The organism is Mesorhizobium sp. M1307, assembly GCF_040318155.1.
Classification (GTDB): Bacteria; Pseudomonadota; Alphaproteobacteria; order Rhizobiales; family Rhizobiaceae; genus Mesorhizobium.
The window spans coordinates 17,220-42,027 of record NZ_JAMYLR010000044.1 but is presented as its reverse complement, the minus strand read 5'-3'; the positions used below and the strand labels follow the sequence as shown (position 1 = coordinate 42,027).

Annotated in this window: 28 protein-coding genes and 1 tRNA gene; 9 read left to right on the top strand and 20 right to left on the bottom strand. The window is 61.6% G+C overall.

Going from position 1 to position 24,808, the window contains the following annotated elements; all coding sequences use genetic code 11:
• Positions 1-13 precede the first annotated feature (13 nt).
• Both NKH16_RS29320 and NKH16_RS29315 read right to left on the bottom strand, forming a co-directional pair.
• Positions 14-565: a sigma-70 family RNA polymerase sigma factor gene (locus tag NKH16_RS29320; RefSeq protein ID WP_023678544.1), complete on the bottom strand. Its 552-nt coding sequence runs from the start codon at positions 563-565 to the stop codon at positions 14-16.
• Positions 566-568: 3 nt separating this feature from the next.
• A complete protein-coding gene (locus NKH16_RS29315; protein ID WP_023720919.1) occupies positions 569-772 on the bottom strand; it encodes a NepR family anti-sigma factor in 204 nt (67 codons plus the stop codon).
• Positions 773-988: 216 nt separating this feature from the next.
• Between NKH16_RS29315 and NKH16_RS29310 the strand changes: the two genes are divergently transcribed.
• The 5 genes from NKH16_RS29310 (at position 989) to NKH16_RS29290 (ending at position 4,285) form a co-directional block, all read left to right on the top strand.
• Complete coding sequence (locus tag NKH16_RS29310; RefSeq protein WP_352451151.1) at positions 989-1,783, top strand: response regulator; 795 nt, start codon at positions 989-991, stop codon at positions 1,781-1,783.
• Between the two features lie 226 nt (positions 1,784-2,009).
• A complete protein-coding gene (locus NKH16_RS29305) occupies positions 2,010-2,174 on the top strand; it encodes a DUF1328 domain-containing protein (RefSeq protein ID WP_023678541.1) in 165 nt (54 codons plus the stop codon).
• Positions 2,175-2,365: 191 nt separating this feature from the next.
• A complete protein-coding gene (locus NKH16_RS29300; protein ID WP_352451150.1) occupies positions 2,366-3,400 on the top strand; it encodes a sensor histidine kinase in 1,035 nt (344 codons plus the stop codon).
• A gap of 122 nt (positions 3,401-3,522) precedes the next feature.
• Positions 3,523-3,693: a hypothetical protein gene (locus tag NKH16_RS29295; protein WP_023678539.1), complete on the top strand. Its 171-nt coding sequence runs from the start codon at positions 3,523-3,525 to the stop codon at positions 3,691-3,693.
• A gap of 346 nt (positions 3,694-4,039) precedes the next feature.
• Positions 4,040-4,285: a YMGG-like glycine zipper-containing protein gene (locus tag NKH16_RS29290; protein WP_006328050.1), complete on the top strand. Its 246-nt coding sequence runs from the start codon at positions 4,040-4,042 to the stop codon at positions 4,283-4,285.
• Positions 4,286-4,384: 99 nt separating this feature from the next.
• Here the strand turns inward: NKH16_RS29290 and NKH16_RS29285 are convergent, their stop codons facing one another.
• The 4 genes from NKH16_RS29285 to xylF all read right to left on the bottom strand — a co-directional run bounded on the left by NKH16_RS29285 (position 4,385) and on the right by xylF (position 9,562).
• On the bottom strand, positions 4,385-6,007 hold the full coding sequence (locus NKH16_RS29285; protein WP_352747465.1) for a CHASE domain-containing protein: 1,623 nt from the start codon (positions 6,005-6,007) through the stop codon (positions 4,385-4,387).
• Positions 6,008-6,136: 129 nt separating this feature from the next.
• Complete coding sequence (locus NKH16_RS29280; protein WP_352471126.1) at positions 6,137-6,937, bottom strand: ATP-binding cassette domain-containing protein; 801 nt, start codon at positions 6,935-6,937, stop codon at positions 6,137-6,139.
• A gap of 77 nt (positions 6,938-7,014) precedes the next feature.
• Positions 7,015-8,379, bottom strand: coding sequence for a sugar ABC transporter permease (locus tag NKH16_RS29275; RefSeq protein ID WP_352745272.1), 1,365 nt, complete (start codon positions 8,377-8,379; stop codon positions 7,015-7,017).
• A gap of 142 nt (positions 8,380-8,521) precedes the next feature.
• Complete coding sequence (xylF, locus tag NKH16_RS29270) at positions 8,522-9,562, bottom strand: D-xylose ABC transporter substrate-binding protein (protein WP_352747469.1); 1,041 nt, start codon at positions 9,560-9,562, stop codon at positions 8,522-8,524.
• A gap of 287 nt (positions 9,563-9,849) precedes the next feature.
• Here xylF and NKH16_RS29265 point away from each other — a divergent pair, with 287 nt between their 5' ends.
• Positions 9,850-11,094, top strand: a complete 1,245-nt coding sequence (locus tag NKH16_RS29265; RefSeq protein ID WP_352903149.1) for an ROK family protein — start codon at positions 9,850-9,852, stop codon at positions 11,092-11,094.
• 9 nt (positions 11,095-11,103) lie between these two features.
• Here NKH16_RS29265 and phoB read toward each other — a convergent pair whose 3' ends face one another.
• The 6 genes from phoB to pstS are packed head-to-tail and all read right to left on the bottom strand — an operon-like array spanning position 11,104 to position 16,315.
• Positions 11,104-11,793, bottom strand: coding sequence for a phosphate regulon transcriptional regulator PhoB (gene phoB, locus NKH16_RS29260; protein WP_031212149.1), 690 nt, complete (start codon positions 11,791-11,793; stop codon positions 11,104-11,106).
• Between the two features lie 16 nt (positions 11,794-11,809).
• Positions 11,810-12,517, bottom strand: coding sequence for a phosphate signaling complex protein PhoU (phoU, locus tag NKH16_RS29255; protein ID WP_352451145.1), 708 nt, complete (start codon positions 12,515-12,517; stop codon positions 11,810-11,812).
• Between the two features lie 32 nt (positions 12,518-12,549).
• Entirely contained in the window at positions 12,550-13,353 is an 804-nt protein-coding gene (gene pstB, locus NKH16_RS29250) for a phosphate ABC transporter ATP-binding protein PstB (RefSeq protein WP_352451144.1), read from the bottom strand.
• Positions 13,350-14,201, bottom strand: coding sequence for a phosphate ABC transporter permease PstA (gene pstA, locus NKH16_RS29245; RefSeq protein ID WP_352451143.1), 852 nt, complete (start codon positions 14,199-14,201; stop codon positions 13,350-13,352). Before pstA ends, pstB begins: the two co-directional genes overlap by 4 nt.
• Before the next feature lie 3 nt (positions 14,202-14,204).
• On the bottom strand, positions 14,205-15,194 hold the full coding sequence (gene pstC, locus NKH16_RS29240) for a phosphate ABC transporter permease subunit PstC (RefSeq protein ID WP_352451142.1): 990 nt from the start codon (positions 15,192-15,194) through the stop codon (positions 14,205-14,207).
• Between the two features lie 59 nt (positions 15,195-15,253).
• The gene (pstS, locus tag NKH16_RS29235) at positions 15,254-16,315 is read right to left on the bottom strand and encodes a phosphate ABC transporter substrate-binding protein PstS (protein WP_352451140.1); all 1,062 of its coding nucleotides are present in this window, start codon (positions 16,313-16,315) and stop codon (positions 15,254-15,256) included.
• Positions 16,316-16,967: 652 nt separating this feature from the next.
• Between pstS and NKH16_RS29230 the strand changes: the two genes are divergently transcribed.
• Positions 16,968-17,321 (top strand): hypothetical protein, encoded by a 354-nt coding sequence (locus tag NKH16_RS29230; protein ID WP_023678529.1) that lies wholly within the window; start codon positions 16,968-16,970, stop codon positions 17,319-17,321.
• An 83-nt stretch (positions 17,322-17,404) separates the two neighbouring features.
• Here NKH16_RS29230 and NKH16_RS29225 read toward each other — a convergent pair whose 3' ends face one another.
• Positions 17,405-18,376: a DUF2865 domain-containing protein gene (locus NKH16_RS29225; RefSeq protein WP_352747475.1), complete on the bottom strand. Its 972-nt coding sequence runs from the start codon at positions 18,374-18,376 to the stop codon at positions 17,405-17,407.
• A gap of 333 nt (positions 18,377-18,709) precedes the next feature.
• Here NKH16_RS29225 and NKH16_RS29220 point away from each other — a divergent pair, with 333 nt between their 5' ends.
• Positions 18,710-18,925: a hypothetical protein gene (locus NKH16_RS29220; RefSeq protein ID WP_352451137.1), complete on the top strand. Its 216-nt coding sequence runs from the start codon at positions 18,710-18,712 to the stop codon at positions 18,923-18,925.
• A gap of 137 nt (positions 18,926-19,062) precedes the next feature.
• Here the strand turns inward: NKH16_RS29220 and tolA are convergent, their stop codons facing one another.
• The 4 genes from tolA to NKH16_RS29200 all read right to left on the bottom strand — a co-directional run bounded on the left by tolA (position 19,063) and on the right by NKH16_RS29200 (position 22,158).
• Positions 19,063-19,446, bottom strand: coding sequence for a cell envelope integrity protein TolA (gene tolA / locus NKH16_RS29215; protein ID WP_352641851.1), 384 nt, complete (start codon positions 19,444-19,446; stop codon positions 19,063-19,065).
• 380 nt (positions 19,447-19,826) lie between these two features.
• The gene (locus NKH16_RS29210) at positions 19,827-20,690 is read right to left on the bottom strand and encodes a glutathione S-transferase family protein (RefSeq protein WP_352451135.1); all 864 of its coding nucleotides are present in this window, start codon (positions 20,688-20,690) and stop codon (positions 19,827-19,829) included.
• A gap of 27 nt (positions 20,691-20,717) precedes the next feature.
• Positions 20,718-21,299, bottom strand: a complete 582-nt coding sequence (locus tag NKH16_RS29205) for a VOC family protein (RefSeq protein WP_352619700.1) — start codon at positions 21,297-21,299, stop codon at positions 20,718-20,720.
• A gap of 418 nt (positions 21,300-21,717) precedes the next feature.
• Positions 21,718-22,158, bottom strand: coding sequence for an SRPBCC family protein (locus tag NKH16_RS29200; protein WP_023678521.1), 441 nt, complete (start codon positions 22,156-22,158; stop codon positions 21,718-21,720).
• Between the two features lie 116 nt (positions 22,159-22,274).
• Between NKH16_RS29200 and NKH16_RS29195 the strand changes: the two genes are divergently transcribed.
• The gene (locus tag NKH16_RS29195; RefSeq protein ID WP_031212146.1) at positions 22,275-23,342 is read left to right on the top strand and encodes an adenylate/guanylate cyclase domain-containing protein; all 1,068 of its coding nucleotides are present in this window, start codon (positions 22,275-22,277) and stop codon (positions 23,340-23,342) included.
• 512 nt (positions 23,343-23,854) lie between these two features.
• On the opposite strand, the gene NKH16_RS29190 is transcribed toward NKH16_RS29195, so the two are convergent.
• The 3 genes from NKH16_RS29190 to NKH16_RS29180 all read right to left on the bottom strand — a co-directional run bounded on the left by NKH16_RS29190 (position 23,855) and on the right by NKH16_RS29180 (position 24,807).
• Positions 23,855-23,929: transfer RNA gene (locus tag NKH16_RS29190), tRNA-Glu, on the bottom strand.
• Between the two features lie 90 nt (positions 23,930-24,019).
• Complete coding sequence (locus NKH16_RS29185; RefSeq protein ID WP_023678517.1) at positions 24,020-24,427, bottom strand: VOC family protein; 408 nt, start codon at positions 24,425-24,427, stop codon at positions 24,020-24,022.
• Complete coding sequence (locus NKH16_RS29180; RefSeq protein WP_023678516.1) at positions 24,424-24,807, bottom strand: hypothetical protein; 384 nt, start codon at positions 24,805-24,807, stop codon at positions 24,424-24,426. The genes NKH16_RS29185 and NKH16_RS29180 overlap by 4 nt, the downstream gene beginning before the upstream one ends.
• Position 24,808: the final 1 nt, after the last annotated feature.

Genomic DNA, 24,808 nt, shown 5'->3' with positions numbered 1-24,808 from the left:
AACACGCCGCGCTTCACGCAGCCGTCGACCCGGTTACCTGAGCCGAAATTGCGTCCGGGCCATACTCGTCTTCACCGGAGATCTTCAGGATTTCCTGCAGCCGTGTGCGGGCGCGGCTGACGCGGCTCTTGATCGTTCCGACGGCGCAGCCGCAGATCTCGGCCGCTTCCTCGTAGGAGAAGCCCGACGCGCCGATGAGGATAATGGCTTCGCGCTGGTCTTCTGGCAGCAACTCGAGCGCGCCGCGAAAGTCTTCGAGGTCAAGCTGGCCGTGCTGGGCCGGGTGAACGGCAAGCCTGGCCGTCATGACGCCATCGCTGTCCTGCACCTCGCGGCCGCGCTTGCGCATCTGCGAATAGAATTCGTTGCGCAAGATCGTGAACAGCCATGCCTTCAGATTGGTGCCGGGCTGGAAGCTTTCATGCTTGTCCCAGGCCTTGACCAATGTTTCCTGCACCAGGTCGTCGGCCTTGTCGGCGTTTTGCGTCAGCGACACGGCAAAAGCCCGCAGGCTCGGGATCGAGCCGAGCAAGTCGGTCTTGAAGCCCTGGGAGACGGCCGCCATGCCTCAGTCCTTCTTTTGTACAGGTTCGGCCTTTTCCAACTGGCTGAGCAGTTGGGCGAAGCGATCCGGCACATTGTCGGAGACCAGCTCGTCATAGTATTGTTTGAGTTTGCGGCCGATTTCCGAGTTCGGCCCAAGCGGGTCGCGGGAAGCGGCCCGGCGCCCGTTGCCAACGCCAGCCGTGGTAGCTTTCGTCATGTTCTTCATTTCGCCCTTCGTCCCAGCCTTAAGCCGCCCTTCAACACATAACGCAAGGCAAGCGGCAGCCTCGTCTGGTTGCCCAACCCGCCTTTAAACGCCAGCCTCACATATTAGTTCCGCACGATTGGAACCTTTTTCAAGGAGCCAGCGTTTCAATTGCTGGGCTTGCAAACCGTTTTTAGCTGTAACATGCAATCACGTCATATGAGGGAGACGTCCACTATGAGCCTATCAGCAACCATCGCTCCGCACCTGCCGTTCCTGCGCCGCTTCTCGCGCGCCGTATCCGGATCGCAAGAGAGCGGCGACGCGCTGGTCGCCGCAATGCTCGAGGCCATCATTGCCGATGTCGACATCTTTCCGGACGCATCGAACGACCGCATCGCGCTCTACAAGGTCTTTGCCAAGCTCTTCACCTCGGTGGCCATTCGCGTTCCGCAGGAGCATGCCCAGTCGGCATGGGAACAGCGCGCCGCGGCCAATCTGAATGCAATTGCGCCTCGTCCCCGCCAAGCCTTTCTGCTGGTTGCGGTCGAAGGCTTCAGCGAAGACGAGGCGGCGGAGATTCTCGACGTCGACGAACAGCAATTCTCCGAACTTCTCGCGCAGGCGAGCAACGAGATCTCCCGTCAGGTGGCAACCGACGTGCTGATCATCGAGGATGAGCCGCTGATCGCCATGGATATCGAGGAAATGGTCGAAAGCCTCGGCCACCGGGTCGTCGGAACGGCGCGCACCCACGCCGAGGCGGTGGCGATGTTCGGCAAGGCGCGGCCAAAGATGGTGCTTGCCGATATTCAGCTTGCCGACGGCAGTTCGGGCATTGCGGCCGTCAATGAGATCCTGTCGTCCACCTCGGTGCCGGTGATCTTCATCACCGCCTTTCCCGAGCGCCTGCTCACCGGCGAGCGGCCGGAACCGGCTTTCCTGGTTACCAAGCCGTTCAATCCGGACATGGTCAAGGCTCTTATCAGCCAGGCCCTGTTCTTTGACCGGCACGCGAAAGCCGCGGCATGAAACAGCGGACGGCCGAACTGCGGCCGCCGAGACAGCCGCTCCCTCGGATCAGATGGGCGTGACGCCGGCTCAATTCACTGGCAACCAACTGGGGCAACCAACTGGATCTTTCCACACACCGCGGCAATTCGGGCCCTGAAGATTTTCAGCATCGTCTTTTTCGGAAAATGGTGGAACAAACGGAGGCGAATCACGTTTTCACCGCAGCATTGGAAGGAGATCGATCATGCTTTACTGGGCGCTCGTATTTCTCGTCGTGGCGATAATCGCCGGTGCGCTTGGTTTCGGCGGCATCGCTGGCACCTCGGCCGGCATAGCGCAGATATTGTTCTTCATCTTTCTCGCCTTCCTGATCATATCGCTTATTGCCGGCCTGATCAGACGAGCGTGAATGCCAAGCGGCCATTCAAGCGAACACTGGAAGCCGCACCCCCCAAACGGTTTCCAGCCACCGCCGGGCAGTGTCCTCCAACGGGATGCCGCTCGGCGGACCGCTTTTTAAGGCTTGATACGAACCTCCTCCTTTTGGAACCCATTTTTCCGCGAACCGTTCAGCCCGACATGGGTTGAGCAAATTGACCGATGCGTTCCAGAGTCGGAAAAATGAAAGACCGCGGCCAGAGTGATGAGATCATCGCTTTGCATCCCGCCGAAAGCGGGATGCAGCTTGGCCGGGCCCTTCTCCATGCACTGCACAATGCCGGGATTTCCGTCCTGTACCAGGATCGCGAGATGAAGACGGTGTGGGCGCGCAACATGCGCGCGCCCTGGACTTCCGATGCCTCCGACAACAACGGCATCTTGCCGCCGGCGCAGGCAGAGCGTATCGGCGCCGCCAAGCACGACGTCATCGTATCCGGCAATCCTCAACATCTTGAACTCAGCGTGCCGGCCGATGACGGCGCCCGCTGGTTTCAGGTGTGGATAGACGCCGACCGCAGCGAGACCGGCGCGGTGCAGGGCGTCGTGACCACCATGGTCGAAACAACCGAGCAGAAACGCCGGGAGCAGACGTTGAAGGCGCTGCTGCGCGAAGTCAGTCATCGCTCCAAGAACCTCTTGGCCATCATCCAGAGCATCGCCACCCAGACGGGCCGTTATTCCGGCAGCATTGACGATTTCCTGACGCGCTTCCGGGGCCGATTGCAGTCGTTGGCCTCCTCGCAGGATTTGGTTACGTCATCCAACTGGCGGGGAGCGGCGCTGCGCGAGCTGGTTTCCGGTCAGGTCGGCAGGTACGGCGCGGACCCCTTGCACAGCCTGCGTTTCCGCGGCGCAAATCCATATCTCAACCCCAATGCCGCCTTGCACATCGGCTTGGCCATGCATGAGCTTGCCGTCAATTCGGTCAGCTATGGCGCACTGTCGCGCAGCGACGGTTTCGTCGAGGTGACGGCCGATCTGACGGCAGCTTCCGCTGGCGAGCCTGCGCTGTCGCTGACATGGGCCGAAGTGATCGGAGCCAACGACAATCAGCGCAGTGAGAAGCGTTTTGGCAGCGTCGCGCTCGAACGCGTCGTGCCCACTTCATTGAATGGAACGGCGACACTTGAGATCACCGGGAACCGCCTCGAATACCGCCTTGTCGTTCCTCACGGCAATTTCGAGACGGATTAACGAGCGGCGGTCGCCGCGCGAGGGCTTGCTGCGCATCGCCATCTTTAACCGACTGTTCACCATAAAGTCCGAACGTGCCGATCCACCGAATTGAGTTTGGCACAAAATGAAGGGAATGGGCCTTGACGGCTGCCGACTTGAACAGACTGGAACAGGCCGCTCGCGTCTCGATGGGCGGTTTTCAGGATCCCGACGCGTCCGCAGCGCCCGCGCCTCGTGCTTCGCCCCTCCGCTTCGCCGCCGTCGCGCTTATGGCCGCGATCGTCCTGACCGCCGCGTCCCAACTGATCTGAATGGAACTCGCCTCTGCTTGATCGATTTGAAACCACTGCCCGAGTGCTCGGCCGTGCCCGTTCGCGGTCACCGGCCTGCAGGGCCAGGCCCAACATGTCGTCGCCAGATGCCTTGCCGTCGATCCGGCGCTCGAGAACGACCATGACAGGATCGTCTGGAACGTGCGTCCCAACGGCACGCTCGATGCTTCCTTGGAGATTTCCGGGTTCGTGGTAGCATCGAACGGCGCACGCCCCGAAAAGGACTATCTTAATCAACAATGAAATCGTGCGGGCAAAGGCCGTACTTTCATGCTAAATGGCGGCTGGAGCTTATTAAAGTGAGGACAAAAGTGAGGATGACTCCATGCGGAAGATGATTATTGCCATGGTTGCCGTGGTTGCGGTCAGCGGCTGCACCACCACGGAAGAGAACGTGGGTATCGGCACTGTGGGCGGCGCGCTCATTGGTGGCGCTGTCGGCGGCGGCAAGGGCGCTTTGATCGGCGCCGGCGCTGGTGCGATTGGCGGTCTGCTCGTTCGCCGTCTGCAAAATGGCTACTGCCAATACAGAGATCGTCACGGCCGGATTTACACAGCTCGCTGCAACTAGTTTCGAACTCCAGGCGAACAGCAAACGCGGAGGCAGGCCACCTGTCTCCGCGTTTGCCCTTTCAGAGCGCTGTTGCGACGCGGCCCACGAGACGGCGTTTCAGGCCGGCAGCGGAACCTTGATTTCCACGTTCAAGCCACCTTCGCGAAAATCGCGCCTGATTGTGCCACGCAATTCGCGCGTGACGTTGAGATCGATCAGTCTGGTGCCAAAACCGCTCTTTGCCGGTGTCTCGAGCTTCTTCTGACCGGCCTCGCGCCAGTTGAGAGCCAATGTCCGGGTGCCGCTACGGGCTTCGAGCGACCAGTCGACCTTCAGCGCACCGACTGAATTGCCGGCTTCGCCATGCTTCAGCGCATTCGTCGCCAGTTCGTGAAAGACTAGGCCGAGTGCCTGCGTCGTCTTTTCATCGAGAAGAACCTGCGGTCCCGACAGCAGCCCTTCAGGAAGCTCACTGCCGAACACCTGGCCTAGCTCGATGCGCAGCAGGTCGCCGAGATCGGCTTTCTGCCAGCGTGAGCGCGTCAGCATGTCCTGAGAAGCCGCCATCGCCTGCAGCCGGGCCGAGAAGGAAGCCGAGAATTCCTGGACGTCGGTGGTGTGCGATGCTGTCTGGCGCGCGATTGCCAGCACCCGCGTGATCGAGTTCTTGATGCGATGCTTCATCTCCTGCAGCATCAGGTCTTTTTCCAGCAGGCTCTTTTCGGTCGTTTCGTGAAGCAGCGAAACCGCCTCATAGGCCCGCTCCTGATAGCGGGCCACCAGCGCGATGGCGCCCGCAAGCAGCAGTCCGAACAATCCGAGCATCACCGGGATGGCGCGCGAGGAAGGTTGCGAGAAAGCACTTGTCGGCCTGAACAGGACGACCCACGGCCGGCCGGCGACGGTGATCTTGCGGGTGACCAGCAGCCTGTCGCCGAGGCTCGAAACAGGCGGCGTTTCCGATTGGAACAGCAGGTTGTCGCTGTCCACCGTGCCGTCATAGATCTCGGTGTTGACCGGCAGCAATGGTGCCCGGCTGAGCGCAGCCTGGAACAGATCACGGGCGCGGAAGGCCGCATAAAGGAAGCCGGCAGTCGAGGATCTCGTCGCGTTCACGGCGTCCGGCGCGGTTTCGACATTGAGCCGGACGAAGACGAGGAACCCGGTAAAGGTCTGCGCGGCACCCGTATCCTTGCCGAACTGCACGAGCCCGCTGGCGTGCTGCTGGTCGTCGGCCATCGCCTTTTCGATCGCCTCGCGCCGCGCCGGCCCGGTGAACATGTCGTAGCCGATGCTGGATTTGTTGGACGGATCCAGCGGTTCGAACAGCACGATGGGCGTACGCCACGGTAAGTTCGTGTCGGGATAGATCGGATGGCTTGCGCCGTGATCGTGCAGGATGTCGCGCTCGACCGCCGCCTCGTTGCCAGTTTTCGCCAGGCGGAGGAAACCGATGCCGCGCAGGCCGGCGAAATTATTGTCGATGTCGAGCGCGTTGAAGAAAGCCTTGAACTCGCCCTGCGAGATACCGCCATTGCGTGCGTCGAACAGCGCCCGGGTCGAACGCAGCAGCGACAGGTCCAGGTCGATGCGGCTTTCGATCCGGTTAAGCGCGTCGTCTGCCGTCGCCTCGAATTTAATGCGGGCCGCCTCCTGGGTGGCAAAATAGGCAAAACCCGCCATCGTCAGGCTGATCAGCGCGACGGCGATAAAAGCGACGGTCGGAAAAAGCTTCTTCAAGTGCTGATACGTCCCGTGGACGGTTCGGCATCTTTATGGGCAAGTCCCGACGCCAACACAATGGCGAGGCCAAAGCATGGTGACGGCTGGCACATTTTGGCGGCTTGTGATTAGCCGGCTAATTCTCGTTCATGCGGCGATCTTCAGCGCGCCCGGCCCCGGAATGGCGCCGGGTGGGCACTTGCCGAGGATGATCATGCCGAGCACCTCGTCCTGGGTGACATCGGTTGTGCGCGCCGTTCCGACAACCCGACCGTTCTTCATGACGCAGACACGGTCGGCAAGCTCGAACACGTCGTGAATATCATGGCTGATCAGGAAGATGCCGATGCCGTCGGCCTTGAGCTGCCTGACCAGTTCGCCGACCTGCGCCGTCTCTTGCGGCCCGAGTGCCGCCGTCGGCTCGTCCATGATCAGGATGCGAGCATTGAACAGGATGGCGCGGGCGATCGCCACCGACTGCCGCTGGCCGCCCGAAAGCTTTACCACCGGCTCCTTGAAGCGTTGGAAACGCGGATTGAGCCTGCCCATCACCTTGCGCGCCTCGGCCTCCATGGCGACGTCGTCGAGCGTACCCCAGCCGGTCATCAGCTCGCGGCCGAGAAACAGGTTGGCGGCCGCATCGACATTGTCGGCCAGCGCCAGCGTCTGGTAGATCGTCTCGATGCCGTACTTCTTGGCGTCGCGGGGATTGGAGATCGAAGCCTCCTCGCCGTTGACGAAAATCTGGCCCGCATCGCGCTTGTAGGCGCCGGACAGGATTTTTATCAACGTCGATTTGCCGGCACCGTTGTGACCGAGCAAAGCCATCACCTCGCCCGGGAAAAGGTCGACAGAGGCATCGTCGACGGCGCGAATGCCGCCGAAAGCGATGGAGATGTTGCGCATGTCGATCAGCGGCGTGCCCGTGGGAGCGGTTTTGTCTGCCATGCTCGTCCTTCCTCCCTAGAGGTCCTGCTTGAGCACCAAGTTGTACGAAAACCGGTTTCCACCTTGCGGGATCATGCTCAGACCCGTTTGCGATAGACGGTATCGAGCCACACCGCGACCACCAGCACGGCTCCGACAACGATGCTCTGCAGCGGCGAATCGATGCCGAGCAGCACCATGCCGGACTGCAGCGACTGCATCAAAAGCGCGCCGAGCATGGCGCCGAGCACTGTGCCGGAGCCGCCGGCGAGCGACGTGCCGCCGATCACCGCCGCCGCGATGACCAGGAGCTCGTCCAGCGTGCCCAGCGCATTGGTCGACGAGTTCTGCCTGGCTGACGAGATCGCTGCGGCGATCGTCGCCAGCACGCCCATGATCATGAACACCTTCATGGTCACCCAGCGCGTGTTGATACCGGCAAGGTTGGCTGCTTCCGGATTGCCGCCGATGGCGAAGACATAGCGGCCGAAACGGGTACGCTTGGCGATGAAGGTCATGATCAGCCCTACGGCTACAGCCATCAGCACGGGTATGGCGATGCCATGGGCGATGAACAGCCCGCCTTCGGGAACGGTTATATTGTTGGCCGCCGCATATCTGTTCACGATGCCGACCGGCCAAGGATAGGAATTGGCAAGCCATATGGCGCCCATGATGACAAGGCAAGTGACGGCCCCGAGGAACGTCTCGGCCCAGATCGGGCGTAACGGGAAGCGGAACCGCTTGCGCTGCACCCGCCCGTTGAGCAGCATGAACACAACCGCCAGGCACGCGACAATTCCGACGATCCAGCTCCATCGCGCGCCGATCGAACCCGTCGGTCCGCCGCCCATCAGCTGGAAAGTGGCATCCAGCGGCGCAATCGTCTGCCCACTGACGACCCACCATGCGGCACCCCGCCAGACCAGAAGGCCGCCCAGCGTCACGATGAAGGCCGGCACCTCGAGATAAGCGATGATGTATCCCTGGAACGCTCCGATCAGAAGGCCAAGCGCCAGGCCGATGGCCAGTGCCAGGATCCAGATCCAGGGGTTGCCTAATTGCAGACCGACCATTCGCACCAGGAAATGCACCTGCGCAAAACCCATGACCACGCCGATCAGGCCTTCGGCGGAGCCGACCGACAGGTCGATATTGCGCATGACGATAACCAGCACCATTCCGGCGGCCATTATGGCCACGGCCGAAGTCTGCACCGACAGGTTCCAGAGATTGCGTGGCGTCAGGAAGGTCCGGCTGTCGAAGTCGAACGGATTGACGCCGAGCCGTACGCTAGAAATGACATGCAGGCCGACCCAGATGACCAGCAGCGCGCCGACCATGCCGAGCATGCGCGTGTCGAGTTCGGTTGCCTTGAGAAATCGGGCAACGATGCCGAGCTCGGATTCCCGTGCCCGGTCTGCCGTGTTGTCGACCGGCGTGTTGGACGTCGTGTCGGTCATGATGTTTCTCCCGCCGGGTTGCCGTCTGCCGCGGATGCCGGAAGCAGCCTAGAAGTTATCCGCCGGAAGCGGAAAAACAACTCTTGTTGAAAAAACGCCGCGGCGAGCGGCCGCGGCGTTCGGACTTCTCGGAAACGTCGGCTCAGTTGCAGACTGCAACAGTGCCAGCCGTCACGCCGGCGCAGACCTCTTCTTTCTTGATCCAGCCGGCGTCGATGACGACGTTGAGGTTGTCCTTGGTGATGGCGACCGGGGTCAGGAACAGCGACTTGACGGTATTGCCGCCGGGCGTGGTGAAATCCTTCACGCCGGCAATGTCGGTCATCTGCTTGCCGTCGGCCAGTTGCGAGGCGATCTCGGCGGCATTCTTGCCGAGCTCGCGCGCATCCTTCCACACCGACACGGTCTGTGTGCCGAGCGCGATGCGGTTCAGCGCGGCGTGGTCGCCGTCCTGGCCCGAAACCGGAACCGATCCGGCCAGCCCTTGCGCCGTCAGCGCGGCGACGACGCCGCCGGCAGTGCCGTCATTAGCGGCGACCACGGCATCGACCTTGTTGTCGTTGGCGGTCAGGAACTGTTCCATGTTCTTCTGAGCGTTGGCCGGCAGCCAGCCGTCGGTATAGGCCTCGCCGACATTCTTGATCTTGCCGCCGTCGATGGCCTCCTTCAGCACCTCCATCGAACCGGCAAACAGGAAATCGGCATTCGGATCGGAACCCGAACCCTTGATGAAGACGTAGTTGCCTTCCGGCTTCACCTTGAAGACTTCGCGGGCCTGCATGCGGCCGACTTCCTTGTTGTCGAAGGTCAGGTAAAAGACGTCCTTGTTCTCGATCAGCCGGTCGTAGCCGACAACCGGAATACCTTCGTCCAGCGCCTTTTGCACGGCCGGCCCGATGGCCGAGGCATCCTGCGCCAGGATGATCAGTGCGTTGGCGCCCTGCGAGATCAGGCTCTCGACGTCGGTGAGCTGCTTGCCGGGGTTGGACTGTGCGTCGGCGGAAATATACTTGTCGCCTGCGGCCTCGATGGCCGCCTTCATTGCGGCCTCGTCGGTCTTCCAGCGCTCTTCCTGGAAGTTCGACCAGGAAACGCCGATGACCTTGTCTTTAGCCTGCGCCACCGACGCCAGCGCCAGCGTCATGGCGACACCCGCCAGAATGGCGGTCGTGAATTTCTTCATCATATCCTCCCTGCGCCGCGTACGGCGTGATCAATTGGCTCAAAGACCAGCTTAGAAGCTCTAATTTTTTCGAGCCTCGAAAAAATACTGGCCCGATCTCCTGCTGCTGTCAACATCGATTCTGATGGATTTTGATGACTCTGCGAGTTTTTTCGAGCGTCGGAATAAACGATGACAGCGCCACCTGCATCTGACACTATTTGCCTGCATCCGACACTATTTGTCGGACATTACCGACGGCTTCCGGTTCATGAGCGGCCGCGGGCAACCGGGAGGAAAGCAAACCAATGTCGGTCGGAATCCGCCATGACGATTTGCGCCGGCGCAACCGGGCGATGGTGATCTCGGCGGTGCGCCGGGCCGGCCAGCCATCGCGTACTGAGATCGCAGCTACCACCGGCCTCAGTCATTCGACCATATCGGCGATCTCTTCCGACCTGATACGGGAAGGCATCCTCGCCGAGAGCAAGGCAAGTGAGCCCGTTTCGTTGAAACGCGGTCGTCCGCAGGTCGGCCTCGCCCTCAATCCGGAAGCGGCGGCGGTGCTGACCGTGGTGTTGTCGCTGAATTTCCTGTCGGCCGCCATTATCGACTATACGGGACAGGTGATCGCCGAGGAACAGCGCCGGCTGGACACGCTGACCATGCCGCGCGACGAGTTGATCCGTGAATGCATGGCCATCGTCCGGCGCCGGCTGCAGGATCCAGACCTTGACGTCCGCAGTGTCGCCCGCATCGCCCTGGCGATTCAGGGCATTACCGACTCCCCTGCACGCGCCATGCTGTGGTCGCCGATCACGCCGCAGACCGACATCGCCTTTGCCGACATGCTGGAGGACGAATTCGGCACCCCGGCAACGGTGGAGAACGACTGCAACATGATGGCGGTGGCTTTGCGCTGGCGCAATCTGGATCGCTATCGCGACGACTTCATCGCCATCCTGCTTTCGCATGGCATCGGCATGGGGCTGGTGCTGAAGGGCGAACTGTTCACCGGGACGCATTCCTCGGGCGGCGAATTTGGCCACATGATCCATCGTCCGGGCGGCGCGCTCTGCCGTTGCGGGCGGCGCGGCTGCATCGAGGCCTATGCCGGCAACTACGCCATCTGGCGCAACGCCAGGCAGATGAGCGAAGACAGCGAACCGGTCGCCGACGTCAGCGACGCCGACATGCGAGCACTGGCGGCCCGGGCGCGCGAGAAAGATGGGCCGGAACGCGAGGCCTACCGCAAGGCCGGCGAAGCGCTGGGTTTCGGTCTCGGCTCGCTGTTCGCGCTGATCGATCCGGCACCGGTCGCGATGGTCGGCGCCAGTGCCGCCGCCTTCGATCTGATCGAGCCGGCCTTGCGGAAGGCAATCGCCCAGACCGCCGGCGGCCAGCATTCAGGCTCGATCTCCTTCGATACAGAGCCGAACGAATTGCCGCTGATCCGCGAAGGCTGCGCGATGCGGGCGTTAAGCTTCGTCGACCAGGAGATTTTCGCGCCGGGCGCGCAAATGAGGCCCAGCGTCAGAAAGAACGTAGCCTGACCAGGCGGGTCAATCTTCCCTGATCGCATAGCCGGCACCGCGGATGGTGCGGATGACATCCGGCATCCGGCCGTTGTTGACGGCTTTGCGCAGCCGCCCGACATGCACGTCGACGGTGCGTTCGTCGATGTAGATTGTCTCGCCCCAGACATTATCGAGTAACTGGCTGCGCGAGAAGACACGGCCCGGATGCCGCATCATGAACTCGAGCAGCCGGAATTCGGTCGGCCCGAGCCTGATTTCGCTCTTCTTGCGATAGACCCTGTGCGATTCGCGATCGAGAACGATGTCGCCGACCTTCAGCACGCTGGACAGCACTTCCGGCTTGGCGCGCCGCAGCAGCGCCTTGACCCTGGCCATGAATTCCGGTGTCGAAAACGGTTTGACCAGATAGTCGTCGGCGCCGGTCGAAAGACCGCGCACCCGGTCGCTCTCCTCGCCGCGCGCGGTCAGCATGATGATCGGTAGCCGCTCGGTTTCGGGGCGCACCCGCAGCCGACGACAGAGCTCGATGCCGGAAACCGCTGGTATCATCCAGTCGAGCACCAAAAGGTCGGGCACATTCTCCTGCAAACGGATCTCGGCTTCGTCGCCGCGTGTCACCACCTCGACCTGGTAGCCTTCGGATTCGAGATTGTAGCGGAGCAGCACACCCAACGGCTCCTCGTCCTCCACCACCATTATGCGTGGTGCGATCATCGGCTGGGCACCCCCATCATGTCACCGGTGCGGACATTGTCGTTTCGTCCTGCTTCGGACGATTGACCGGCAATTGCTCGCCGGTCAGCACATAATACGCATTTTCGGCGATGTTGGTGACATGGTCGCCGATCCGCTCCAGATTCTTGGCGCAGAACAGCAGGTGCGTGCAAGCGGTGATGTTGCGCGGATCTTCCATCATGTAGGTCAACAGCTCGCGGAACACGGAGGTGTATTTGACGTCGATGCGCTCGTCGGCGGCACGCAGCTTGGCCAACGCGGCCGCATCGCCTGCAGCATATTCCTCGATGACACCCTGCACCTGGATGAGAACCAGCTGCGCCATCGCGTCGATGGAATGCGACAGGTCCCGCGGCGTGGCGCTGAGGCTGACCGCACTCACGCGCTTGGCGATATTCTTGGCAAGGTCGCCGATGCGTTCGAGGTCGCCCGCCATGCGGATCGCTCCGACCACATGGCGAAGATCGTGGGCCATCGGCTGGCGTTTGGCGATCAGGGTGATGGCGCGGTCGTCCAGTTCGCGTTGACGCGCATCCATGATGGCGTCGTCGGAAACGACGCGTTGCGCCAGCACGTTGTCGGAATTCAACAGGGCCTTGGTCGCCCCGCCGACCATCGAACCGGCGAGGTCGGCCATGTCGCGGATCAGCTTGCTGATCTGCTCGAGATCCTCGTCGAAAGAAGCGACTGTGTGTTCGCCCATGGTCCTGTCCTCATATGCATGATCGGAACGGCTCAGCCGAAGCGGCCAGTGATGTAGTCCTGCGTGCGCTTCTCGCGGGGTGACGTGAAGATCTTCTCGGTCCGGTCGAACTCGACCAGCTCACCCAGATACATGAAGGCGGTCTGGCGCGACACGCGCGCCGCTTGCTGCATGTTGTGGGTTACGATGACGATCGTGTAGTCGGCTTGCAACTCGTCGATCAGTTCCTCGATCTTGGCGGTCGACAACGGGTCGAGGGCCGAAGCCGGTTCGTCGAGCAGAATGACTTCCGGCTTCACGGCCACCGTGCGGGCGATACAGAGCCGCTGCTGCTGGCCGCCGGACAGGCTCAAGCCGCTGGCGTTGAGCTTGTCCTTGACCTCGCTCCACAGCGCGGCGCGCTTCAACGCCTGTTCGACGCGGCCGTCCATCTCGGACTTGCCGAGGTTCTCGTAGAGCCTGACGCCGAAGGCGATGTTCTCGTAGATCGACATCGGGAACGGCGTCGGCTTCTGGAACACCATGCCGATCTTGGTCCTGAGGAGGTTGAGATCCTGCGACCGGTCGAGAATGTTCTTGCCGTCGAGCAGCACCTGGCCCTCGGCCGTCTGTTTTGGGTAGAGCTCATAGATGCGGTTGAACACACGCAGCAGCGTCGATTTCCCGCAGCCGGAAGGGCCGATGAAGGCCGTGACACTGCGCTCAGGCAGCGACAGGCTGATGTCCTTCAGCGCCTTGCTCTGGCCGTAGTAGAAGTTGAGATTCTTGACCTCGATCTTCGTCTTCTCGGCGACCGTTTCGGCCATCGTCATGTCTGGGGACAACATCTGTGTCATCTGTCCTCTCTGCGTCCGGTAAGGCTGCGGGCGAGGATGCTCAAGCCCAGAACCGTCAGGGTGATTATGAGTGCGCCGGTCCACGCCAGTTGCTGCCATTCCTCGTAAGGGCTGAGAGCGAACTGGAAGATGGTCACCGGCAGGCTGGCCATCGGCGCGTTGATATTGCTGCTCCAGAACTGGTTGTTGAGCGCGGTGAAGAGCAGCGGCGCCGTCTCGCCGGAAATGCGTGCTATCGCCAGCAATATGCCGGTGACGATGCCGGACAATGCGGCGCGGTAGGCGACCGAACGGATCACCACCCAGCGTGGCGCGCCGATCGCGGCACCGGCTTCACGCAACGCGTTCGGCACCAGGTTGAGCATGTCTTCAGTGGTGCGCACGACCACCGGAATGACCAGGATGGCAAGCGCAACGGCGCCGGCAATGGCCGAGAAATGTCCCATTGGCCGCACCATCAGCTCATAGACAAACAAGCCGATGATGATCGACGGCGCCGACAACAGGATGTCGTTGATGAAGCGGACGACGGTGGTGATGCGCGAAAAGCGTCCATACTCGGCCATGTAGGTCCCCGCCAGCACGCCGATCGGCGTGCCGACGACAACGGCGATGATCGTCATCAGCAGGCTGCCCGCGATGGCATTGAGCAGGCCGCCGGCCTCGCCCGGTGGTGGCGTCATCTCGGTGAAGACCGCGAACGAAAGCCCGGCTGTGCCCTTATAGACCAGTGCGCCGAGGATGAGCGCCAGCCAGGCAAGCCCGATGCCGGCGGCGACGACGCAAAGCGCCATCATCACCGAATTCCTGGCTTTGCGGCGGCTGTGGAGCGATGAGGATGGCGACATCGGTCAGGCTCCCGTACGGGCGTCGATCCGCATCAGCATATAGCGGGCGGCGGCAAGGATCAGGAAGGTGATGACGAAGAGGATCAGGCCGAGCGAAACCAGCGAGGAGGTGTAGAGGTCGCCGTCGGCCTCGGTGAATTCATTGGCGATGGTCGCCGAGATCGTCGTGCCCGGCGCGAACAGGGAGGCACTGATGCGGTGGGCGTTGCCGATGACGAAGGTCACCGCCATGGTCTCGCCGAGCGCCCGGCCGAGGCCAAGCATGACGCCGCCCATGATGCCGATGCGGGTATAGGGAATGACCACGCGCCGGGTCACTTCCCAGGTCGTGCAACCGATGCCATAGGCCGATTCCTTCAGCACCGCCGGCACCGTATCGAAGACATCCTTGGTGATCGAGGTGATGAAGGGCAACACCATGATGGCGAGGATCAGCGCCGAGGTCAGAAGGCCGATGCCGTAAGGAGGGCCGGCGAAAAGGCTGGATAGTCCCGGCACGCCATGGAAGATGTTGATGATGAAGGGCTGTATCGTCGTCTGCAGGAATGGCGCGAACACGAACAGGCCCCAGATGCCGTAGATGATCGAAGGAATGCCGGCCAACAGCTCGACCGCTATGCCGATCGGGCGCCTGAGCGGGCGCGGGCAGAGCTCGGTGAGAAAGACTGCAATGCCGATGCCGATCGGAACCGCGATCAGGATGGCGATGGCCGCCGTGACCAGGGTGCCGTAGATCGGCGCCAGTGCGCCAAATTTTTCCGTGACCGGATTCCAGCTTTCAGTCGTCAGGAAGGAGAAACCGAAGGACGACAGCGCCTGCCACGAGCCGGCAAACAGCGAGATCGCGACACCGCCGAGGATGACCAGCACAAGAATTGCGGAAGCGCGGGTGAGTCCGCGGAATATGGCATCTGTGAGCGCGAAGCGCCGCACCGTAGCTTCCCTGGCCCGGGCTGCTGCAGATGATGGCATGGCATCGGAAGCGATGGTCATTGGGTCCTCGCGATTGAAGGCAACAGGGAGGGCGCCATCGACGCCCTCCCTGGAGGAGATTACATAGCCGAGTAGAGCGGCTTGCCGTCGTCGCCGACGACTTCCTTGGCCCACATGGCCTTGACGCTCTCAACCACCTTGTCGGGCATCGGAACGTAGTCCAGCTCGCCGGCCATCTCGTCGCCCTTGTCGTATGCCCAGGCGAAGAATTTGAGCGCTTCGCCGGTGGTCGCGGCATCATCCGGCTTCTTGTAGAGCAGGATCCACGTTGCCGCCGTCATCGGCCAGGACTCGGCGCCCGGCTCGTTGGCGAGGATGACGCCATAGCCCGGCTGCGAGCTCCAGTCGGCATTGGCCGCTGCCGCCGAGAACGCCGCCGCGGCGGGCTCGACCTTCTTGCCGTCCTTGTTGATCATATCGGTGTGGGTGAGCTTGTTCTGCTTGGCGTAGGCATATTCGACATAACCGATCGCGCCGCCGGTCTGGGAGACGTTGTTGGCAACGCCCTCGTTGCCCTTGGCGCCGATGCCGACCGGCCATTCCACGGCCTTGTCGACGCCGACCTTTTCTTTCCAGTCCGCGCTGACGTCGCCGAGGTAATAGGTGAAGTTGAACGTCGTGCCCGAACCATCGGAACGGTGAACGACCGCGATCGCCTGCGAAGGCAGCTTGACGTCCGGATTAAGCTTCTTGATCGCTTCGTCATCCCAGCTCGTGATCTTGCCGAGGAAGATGTCGGCCAGCGTCGGGCCGTCGAGAACCAACTCGCCGGGCTTGATGCCTTCGAGATTGACGACGGGAACGATGCCGCCCATCACCATCGGGAACTGAGCCAGTCCGGTCGCTTCAAGCTCGTCGCCCTTGAGCGGCGCATCCGAAGCGCCGAAGGTAACGGTCTTGGCTTTGATCTGCTTGATGCCGCCGCCGGAACCGATCGACTGGTAGTTAAGGCCAACGCCGGTGTCTTTCTTGTAGGTGTCGGCCCACTTCGCATAGATCGGGTAGGGGAAGGTGGCGCCGGCGCCGGAGATGTCCGCGGCGAGCGCGGCGGACAGGGTGAGGGTGGTCGTCGCCGCAGCCATTGCAATCGCAACGGCCGCCGAGCGGATGAAATGTCTCATGTGGCCTGCTCCTGTTCGGAATATGGTCTCTCGGCGCCATTCCTCCGGCGCCCGCTGAGGCCAATAGCCCCCGATTATTACAGTCGCATGACAGTTTCATGTCGCTCCGGTAACGGCGCCCAGCCGGGTTAAGAAGGAGCGGCCGCGGGCTTTGTCGGCATGGGCCGCGGTTTGCCGCTGGAATCAGCAGCTTGCGTGAATTCCGGCCGGCATCGTCTGCTCGGCGATCGTAGCCACCGGCTTTAAAAGAAAAAAGCCGGACGGGAGCGCGTTGCATGCAGCCAGAACGTGTCATGGCCGCGCCATCGCCGAAACAGGTCCGTTGGGGTAAATCTGACCCTGTTTCTTGCCGGCGGTCGCTGCTCCCGCCCGTAACTGGAGGAGCGGAACTTCGAATATCCCATTGTCGCCACTGAGCGCAGCTTTGGTATGGTGCGATCGCACCATGGCCTTACGCTGGAAGCGTTGACGAATCGCAAGGTTCTAACTCGCGCTGGACCTCCATCCGCGCCCGACCCGGCGCTCGATCTTCGAGCAACGCCTTCGACTGGAAGTGCGACGACTCTACTTCACGGTATCTACTCCCTTCGCCCTATTCCGCCGGTTGTCGGTTAGGCCGAAGCAGCGTTATAAGCTTGCAGGGGTATTGCTGATGTCTCGACGGATTCTGCCTGTCTTCCTGTGCCTGGCGCTGCCTCTGGGAAGCGGCTGCGCGCGCAGCTATGACGGCACCGTCATCATTCCCAAGCCGCTCGATGTTCGCCGTTTCTGGGACAGGCCTTCGCCGCAGGCGCAAGCCGAACAGTCGCAACTGGAGACCGACGTCTTTCCAGTGGCGCCGCAAACGCCGAAAAGGCCGGCGGTGCGCAGGAGCGCGGCTTCCGTTGCAACGCCTCGGAGGAGGATCACCAACAACCCGCCCATGCTGTCGCCGGAGCCGACGAAGCCGCTAACTTGCAAGAATGTCAGCGAGCCCGGCAAACGGGCCCGCATGGTCTGCGAATAACCAGCCGACGTCCGTCGATGCGTACGGCTCCAGGCCTTGAAGCGGCTATCCGGCCAGCCGTCTCGGAACATCGCCCGCCCTGGTCAGTCCGCCGGGAAAAAGGCCGGCCCGACCACTCTCACCGGCCGCGCGCCGATCGCTTTCTCGATCGACTGATGCTGGGCAATCCCTGGCACCTCGAAAACCGGCGTTTTTGCCCCTGCGAGAGCGGCACCGGCAGTTTCGATCCCGGATTCAGGAATTTCCGCGACGACGCCAAGATCCGGCTTTGCCGTCGGCAACGGAATGATGGCGTTGCTCATGTTGGCCGGTGTCACGGTTCGTGCCCTGAGCTCGGCGACGCGCCGGTAATAGCGCTTGACGTCGCAGGCCTTGAAGTTCGCGTCGTCGCGGTACCGGAACGCGGCAGGTAGCTCCACATAGGGTTTTCCCGACTCGAGCGCGACCATCTCCTCGGTCTCGCGAGTGGCGTCGCTCAGCGTATAGAGGTCGACGCCGGCATCGTCGCAGATGTAGCGACACTGATCGACCGTTTCCTTCAGATCGTCGCCCTTGGCGAACTGCGATTTTGGCGCGGGGAAGAAATATCCGTCCGACAAGCGAACGCAAAACAGCATCCGATTGCCGCCAATTGTTGTGCCTGCGGACTGGGCCTTGGGTGCCGTGCGTTGCTGCGCCGGCTGTTTCTTGGCAGCGGGGGCGGCGCAGCCCAGCGCGACAAACCTGGCCTTCAATCTGGACGTGTCCCTGCTCGAATTCGACAGTCTGGCGATCTGCCGTTGCACCTCCGCCTTGCTGCTGACCAGGTCGGCGCAGGGATTGAAGAAGAAGCCGGCCGTTTTCGCCGTGCATCTGCGTTGTCTCTCAAGCTTTTGAATCGCGGCGAGTTGCCGGCGCAGTTGGGCAAGCTCGGGGCTGGTCCCGCCGCTGCGCCCCGCCGAAAGCAATTGGCTCCTGATGGCACCGCAGCTATCCGCGTAGGAGAAGGATGTGCCGAGCGCAACGGCTATTGCCGACACCAGCATCAGAATCGTGAGGGGCCAGAAGCGTGTCACTGGAACGACCATTATCCTTGTTGCACCGAGAACAGGATTTCTTTGTCGACTACGGATAAGTACTATCTAAATCAGTTTTTCCTAATTGAAGTAGATCAAACCGCCACCAGAGACTTTAGCTCTAGTGTATTAGATCCACTCGTGTAAATTCAATATTACATTTTTATTTCAAGATTGAGACGAACCGGCAGCAACGCCGGCGGACGCCCGCCACGGCGAAGTTTGATACGCGCGGCGGGTTCGGCATCGCGATCAATCCGGCGTTACCGGCCGGCCGTTGCTGAAACCTTAGCCCTGGGATCGGCGTTGAGCGGCCAAAGGAGGAGACCGCAAATGTCGATCCACTTCACTGTCGCGGACCTGACCAGGAATCTGTTCCATTCACTTGGGTTGGACCATGAACGCGCACCGAGGCCACTCGACCACGAGCAGGGGCTTTTGCTGGAGTGCTATCTTGCCGGCCAGATACCGGAATCGGCCTGGAGCGACTATGTCTTCGAGATGCCGGAACTGGCGCGACATGTCGAGGCGAGACGAAGGCGCCACTAAAGCGCATCGCGGTCGACCGGGCCTCATGCGACGCGCTTAGGTTCTTGTCTAATGCATGTCGTTGTCGCAAAACCGCTGCACACTTTTGCGCGACATGCATTAGGTCCCGAAAAGTGGAATCCGGTTGTCGGAAAAGATCAAGGCGAAGCCTTCACTCGCGGTGCAACCTGTTCTTGTTTGGGCGAGTTGAATTGCAGAGTGAACACCTTGCCCGGGATGCCTTGAGCCAGCGCCGGTGAAAAGCTCAACGGCAGGCAATGGTCCACGGCCGCGACCGCCGCGTCGACAAAAGCTTGGCGCGTCTTCTCCTCGCCGGCGACGCGGATGGCGGTCGGCTTGGGCCGGCCGATCAGCGTGCCATCGCGCCTGAAGCTGAAGCTCAGGGTGACGGTGGAATTCCCGGCATTCGCCGGAGGGGTCCAGCACGCCTGGATGGCAGCCCCGACCTCGGGCATGGTGTTGAGCGTCGCTGCATTCGATTGACCGGTTGCGCCCACCAGCATGGCGCCTGCAATCACCATCATTCCAGCAATGCTTTTCATGGCAGGGCCTCTGTCCTTGAACCGCCCTCGAGGACGGGACGAACTTCGATGGTAGGGCCGACAGCGGCGATGACAAGATGGCGGCGACGCGTTTCATCAGCCATGCAGGCGTCGTGAAACGCCGTCTGGCGCAACTTCGACAGGGGCTGAAATAAGCAAAAGGCCGGCGCGCAGCCGACCTTTGCTTTCCATCCGCGCCAGTACATCCGTGGTCGCGGGCTGGAGGTGGATTCAGTAGAAAGGGTTTAGGTTAACGAAACCTTAAGCTCCCCACATCGTGCAAACAGGGGAGATTAAGAAAATCCCCAGTTCATTACCGGCTCCTGCAGACGTGCGGACGACCGCTATTGGCTTGTGCCTCAGGCGTTGGCCTGCGACCGCACATAGGCGATATAGCCGCGCACGTCGGCGGCCGGGTCGGCATAGGCCTTGCCGAGCTTCTTCTCGATCGCCGCCATATAGTCTTTTGCCCATTGGGGCAGCGCGTAGTCGATGACGGCGAGGAACTCGAGCGTCGCCGCCAAACGGATGTCGGCGATCGACGGGTTCTTGCCGCCGATGAACGGCTTGCCGTTCCTGAAGAAGCTGTGAAACACCTCCAGCGGCTCGGCTATCGCTTCTATAGCGGCCTTCTGGGCTTCCGACTTCTTGTCGGGATGAGCGTCGCTGTGGCCGACCTCGCCGGCATATTGCGGGAAATTCAGTACAGGATATGTGGCGCGCGCCACATAGGGGTAGAGCGTGCCGATCAGGTAGAACATGGCGCTGTCGATCATTGCCCGCTTGGCCGGCGCCTTGGGATATAATTTCTCCAGCCCGTGCTTGTTGGCGAGATACTGCATGATGGCGCAGCTTTCCCACAAGACACCTCTCGGCAGGCCCTTGTCCTCGATCATCGGCGTAAGATGGGCCGGGTTTCGCGCCATATATTCGGGCGAGCGCGTGAGGCCCCAAACGTCGGTTTCGGAATGATCGAGCCCGGCGGCGCGTGCAAACACCCGAACGCTCATATTGTTGACGCTGGGCTTCAGCATGCTGAGCGTGAGCGCCGGCTTTTTCGCAGGCTTCGCCTTGGCCTTCGCGGGCTTTTTGCCGGAGACCTTCGTCGCCGGCTTTGCCACTTTCGCCGCTGACTTGGCGGCGGCTTTGGCCGCCGGCTTCGCTCCTGGTTTGGCTGCCTTGGCGGCGGGCTTTTTCGCACTCTTCGTTGCTGTCTTTGCCATTATGTCCTCCCTTTGTTTGGCGTGTCGTCAGTATGGATTTTTCGGTGCGCGATCCTCCGACAAGGTTGCGCGCAAGTGCTCGACAAGCGCCTGGATCGCATCGGCAAGGTGCACTTCGGCGATGTTGTAATCGCCGCGCGCGACGCGGATCTTGTGCGCCTGCATCAGCACGTCGGCATGGGTGAAGCCCGCCGGCGGCTCGAAACGGTAGGAGGCGAGCTCGATTAGCAGGCCGAGCGGATCCTCGAAGTAGATCGAATCCATGAAACCGCGATCCTTGACGCCGCTGTGCTTGATTTCACGCTCGTTGAGCCGGGCGACCGCCTGCAAGAAGGTGACGCGCGACACCGCGAAAGCGATGTGATGGACGCAGCCCGTATCGGTCGGCGTGCGCCGCTTGACCGGCGTGCGGCTCTCGTCGGTGAAGACGGTGATCAGCCGGCCGTCGCCCGGATCGAAATAGAGATGGCTTTCGCTTGGCTTGTCGAGGTTGGGCTGCTCGAAGATGAAAGGCATGCCGAGCACGCCCTCCCAGAAATCGATCGAGGTCTGACGTCCGGCGCCGACCAGCGTGATGTGATGGACGCCTTGCGATTGTAGTTTTTGCATCTGACTCCTCCCGGCCACGCCGTCTTGCCGCCGAACGGAAGTTCGGATGCCCAGTCGCGCTTGGATCGGCGCCCGGCATGTGACCGCGCCCGGCCTCGCTCGCCTGCGCTCCGCATTCCGCATCCTGCAGGAGTGCGGCCGGAGCTTTGATGAACGGATGCTAATTCAATCCGAGACGTTGCGCCAGAAGCGCTGAGTTTCAAGAACTCCACGCAGGCGCCAAGAGCGGCACCGGGATCGCGGACGCCTTCGCCGAGCTCGCTGAAACGATCCGTCGCCGGCAGCTGTAATGGTGCGGCGGCCCGCAGGTCGCTGGGTTTCCCGAGCGGCCGGTTTGGCGACGGCAGGTCAAAGGGGCCTCGTTGACGCATGCCGCGCCTGGTTCGGATTACGGGCATCCGTGGCCCTTAGATGAAAATCACATATTCTTCATCGGCACATCGGGATCGACATGTCCCCCATCGGCAGTGATCTTCAGCCTTGAGAGGTAGTGCTCCCATCCCCTTCGGTGGCTGTCACGCTCCTTTGCGTTCGGCAGTCCGCTGTGCGTGAAGCGGATCAGTGTCCCCGCATCCCTCGCGATCAGGTCGATCTCGACATGGCTGGAGCCGGGCGGCACTGTCTCGTTGTCTTCCCAGCCAAAACTGTAGGCAAGACGGTGGACCGGGATCACCTCGGTGAACTCACCGCGCGCCATATGGCGACCACCGACATTGACGAGGAACAGACCGCCCGGCGATGCATCCAAATTCGCTTCGGTCCCGATCCATCGCACGATCTGGTCCGGATCCGTCAAAAGCGCGAACACGGTCGCTTGTGGCGCGGCGACCTCAATTTCTGTGTAAACCGATTCCGCCATCGCTCACTCCAGGTCACATCCGCATCGAATGCCGTGCATGATTGAAGCGAATATGGGGAGTTGCAAGAAGATGTTCGAGGCGTAAGCATAAGCCGGAGCCGAGTGACCTTCTACCGATGCTTCTCGCAAAGTCGCTTTCATTCCTTCTGGACGACGCCGCGCATATTGGCGACGGTGGGCGACTTCTATTGCAGCTCTCAACGCATTTGCTGGAAGACGGCTTGCCGATCATCGCCGGCGCGCTGGCGCAGGATGCTCCCGACCCAATCATTTCACGCCGTATCTGGCTCTGGCGAGCGTCTGGGGGTGAAGTGGTCGAGGGTTTGGGGATAGGCGCCGACCGCCAGAATGCCGATCCCCGGCTCGTGCTGCGGGAGTGGCTTGGCACAACGCGGGCGATCGTGTTCGACGAGCGAGCGGGCGGTGTCGCACCGACTTTGGTGTGGGCGTTCGATCATACTCCGGATGAGGCGCAGTCAGAGCTGCTGCGGCAAATCTCCCGGTTTGCTGCGGCTCCGATGACCGCACTCGCAGAACGGTCCGCGAAACGCGCATTGCTCGAAGCATATTTGGGAAAGCGCAGTGCAGCACATGTGCTCAACGGTCATTCTCGTCGATTAAAGGGAGAGACGATACGGGCTGCGCTTCTGTGCGCGGACCTTCGAGGTTTCACCGATCTATCCGAGGTTCATGATGCAGACGAGATCGTATTGGTACTTGATGCCTGGTTCGATTGCGTCGCCGGCGCGGTGCACGCATTTGGTGGTGAGGTTCTCAAGTTTATAGGTGATGGCGTCCTCGCGATTTTCCCGATTGGCGAGCGCGATGCAAATGCCGCATGTGACGCTGCGGTACGCGCCGTGAAGGCCACGCGCGCCGGGATAGATCATCTCAACCAAACTCGGCGCCGCAATGGCGGCCCTGAGCTCGGATATGGCATTGGCCTGCATGTCGGCGAGATACTCTGGGGGAATATCGGCACTGCCGGCAGGTTGGACTTCACCGCGATCGGCAAGGCTGTAAATCTTGTCAGCCGCATCGAAGGGCTGTGCAAGCCGTTGGGACGGACGGTGCTCGCGTCGACAGTGTTCGAGGCAGAAACTACCGAGCGGATGATCGCCATGGGCAGTCATCCGCTCGGAGGAATAGCAGGCGCGCAAACACTTTTCGGCTTGCCGGAATAGATCGAATGGTTGAGCCCCGCCGTGGATGTGTCGTTCGCAGCATATCTTGGTATCGTGCGAAGCCATGACCGAGAGAAATTCGAACGGCAAAGAAGCTACGATACTGCAACTAAAGTATGGCGCGTTTAGAGCCCAGCCATGCGCGTCGCGCGCAGCTTCGCTGGCCGGTGCTAAGGGCCTTCCCGGCATCCACCCTTCGAGGGAGAGGCGCCTTCGCCGAGCTCGCCAAAACGATCCGCCGCCGGCAGCTGTAGCTCAGGTCGGCTCCAGGCAGTGCCGACCAGCGTGATGGACGCCTTGCGATTGTAGTTTCTGTATCTGGCTCCTCCCCGCGTGGCATCGACTGCCCTGTTCAGCGCGACGTTCTGCGCGCCGCTAACGCTGTGCCTCAAGACCCACGATGCAATGCTAATGCAATCGGCTCCGCTGCGCCAGAAGCGGCAATGAGCCAAACCCGCCGCGACTCAAGGCGATGGATCGGATTGATGGTTTGCCGAGAGCTTGGAGAGACTTGGTACGCCCAAGGGGAATCGAACCCCTGTTCCCGCCGTGAGAGGGCGGTGTCCTGACCGCTAGACGATGGGCGCGTTCAAGAACCGGCGATATAGGCTGACGGCTGGGAAAAAGCAACTAGGCTTACGGCTGCCGATCGCGCCGGTGAAATATCCGCTGCAAGCCTAGCGTTTTGGCTCGATCAGGTCCCAGAGATTTCCATAGAGATCGGCGAAAACCGCCACAGTGCCATAGGTCTCGTGCCGGGGCGCCTCGCGGAATTCGACGCCCTTTTCGAGCATCAACGCATGGTCACGGGCAAAATCGTCGGTTTCGAGGAACAAAAAGACCCGCCCGCCGGTCTGGTTGCCGACGGCGTGCTTTTGCGCATCGCCGGATGCCTCGGCGAGAAGCAGCCGCGCGCCCTGCCCGTTGCCCGGCGTGATCGTGACCCAGCGTTTGCCGCCGCCGAGATCGACATCTTCGGTGAGGACAAAACCCAGCCGGTCGACATACCACGAGATCGCCTCGTCATAATTTGCGACGACAAGCGCGACCGTGGCAATGCTGCGGTGTTCGGCAAAACCGGTCATTTGTTCCTGATCGAAAAACGCCCGACGATGCGGCGCTCGGTGATGTCATAAACGAAGATGGCGCGGCTGCCGTCGGGCAGCTCGGCGTCGATCGACAGGTGATTGCCGGACAGCGATTGGCTGATCACCCTGGCGCCGACCGGCAGCACGATGTCGCCGTTGACCGTTTCGCCGATCGGCACCTGGATGTCGCTGCTTAGCGGAGGGGCGGCAGGCGGCGCGTTGCGCGCTTTGTAGACAAGTGCTGCTATCACCACCATAAGGGCGAGGAACAGCAGGCCGAGATTGATGGCGACGAAGCGGACGAGCTTCCTCCGCACCTTTTCGACCTCGGGGTCGAGCGGCTTTTCCTCGTCTTCGTCGGCAAGCGGCCGGGCCATG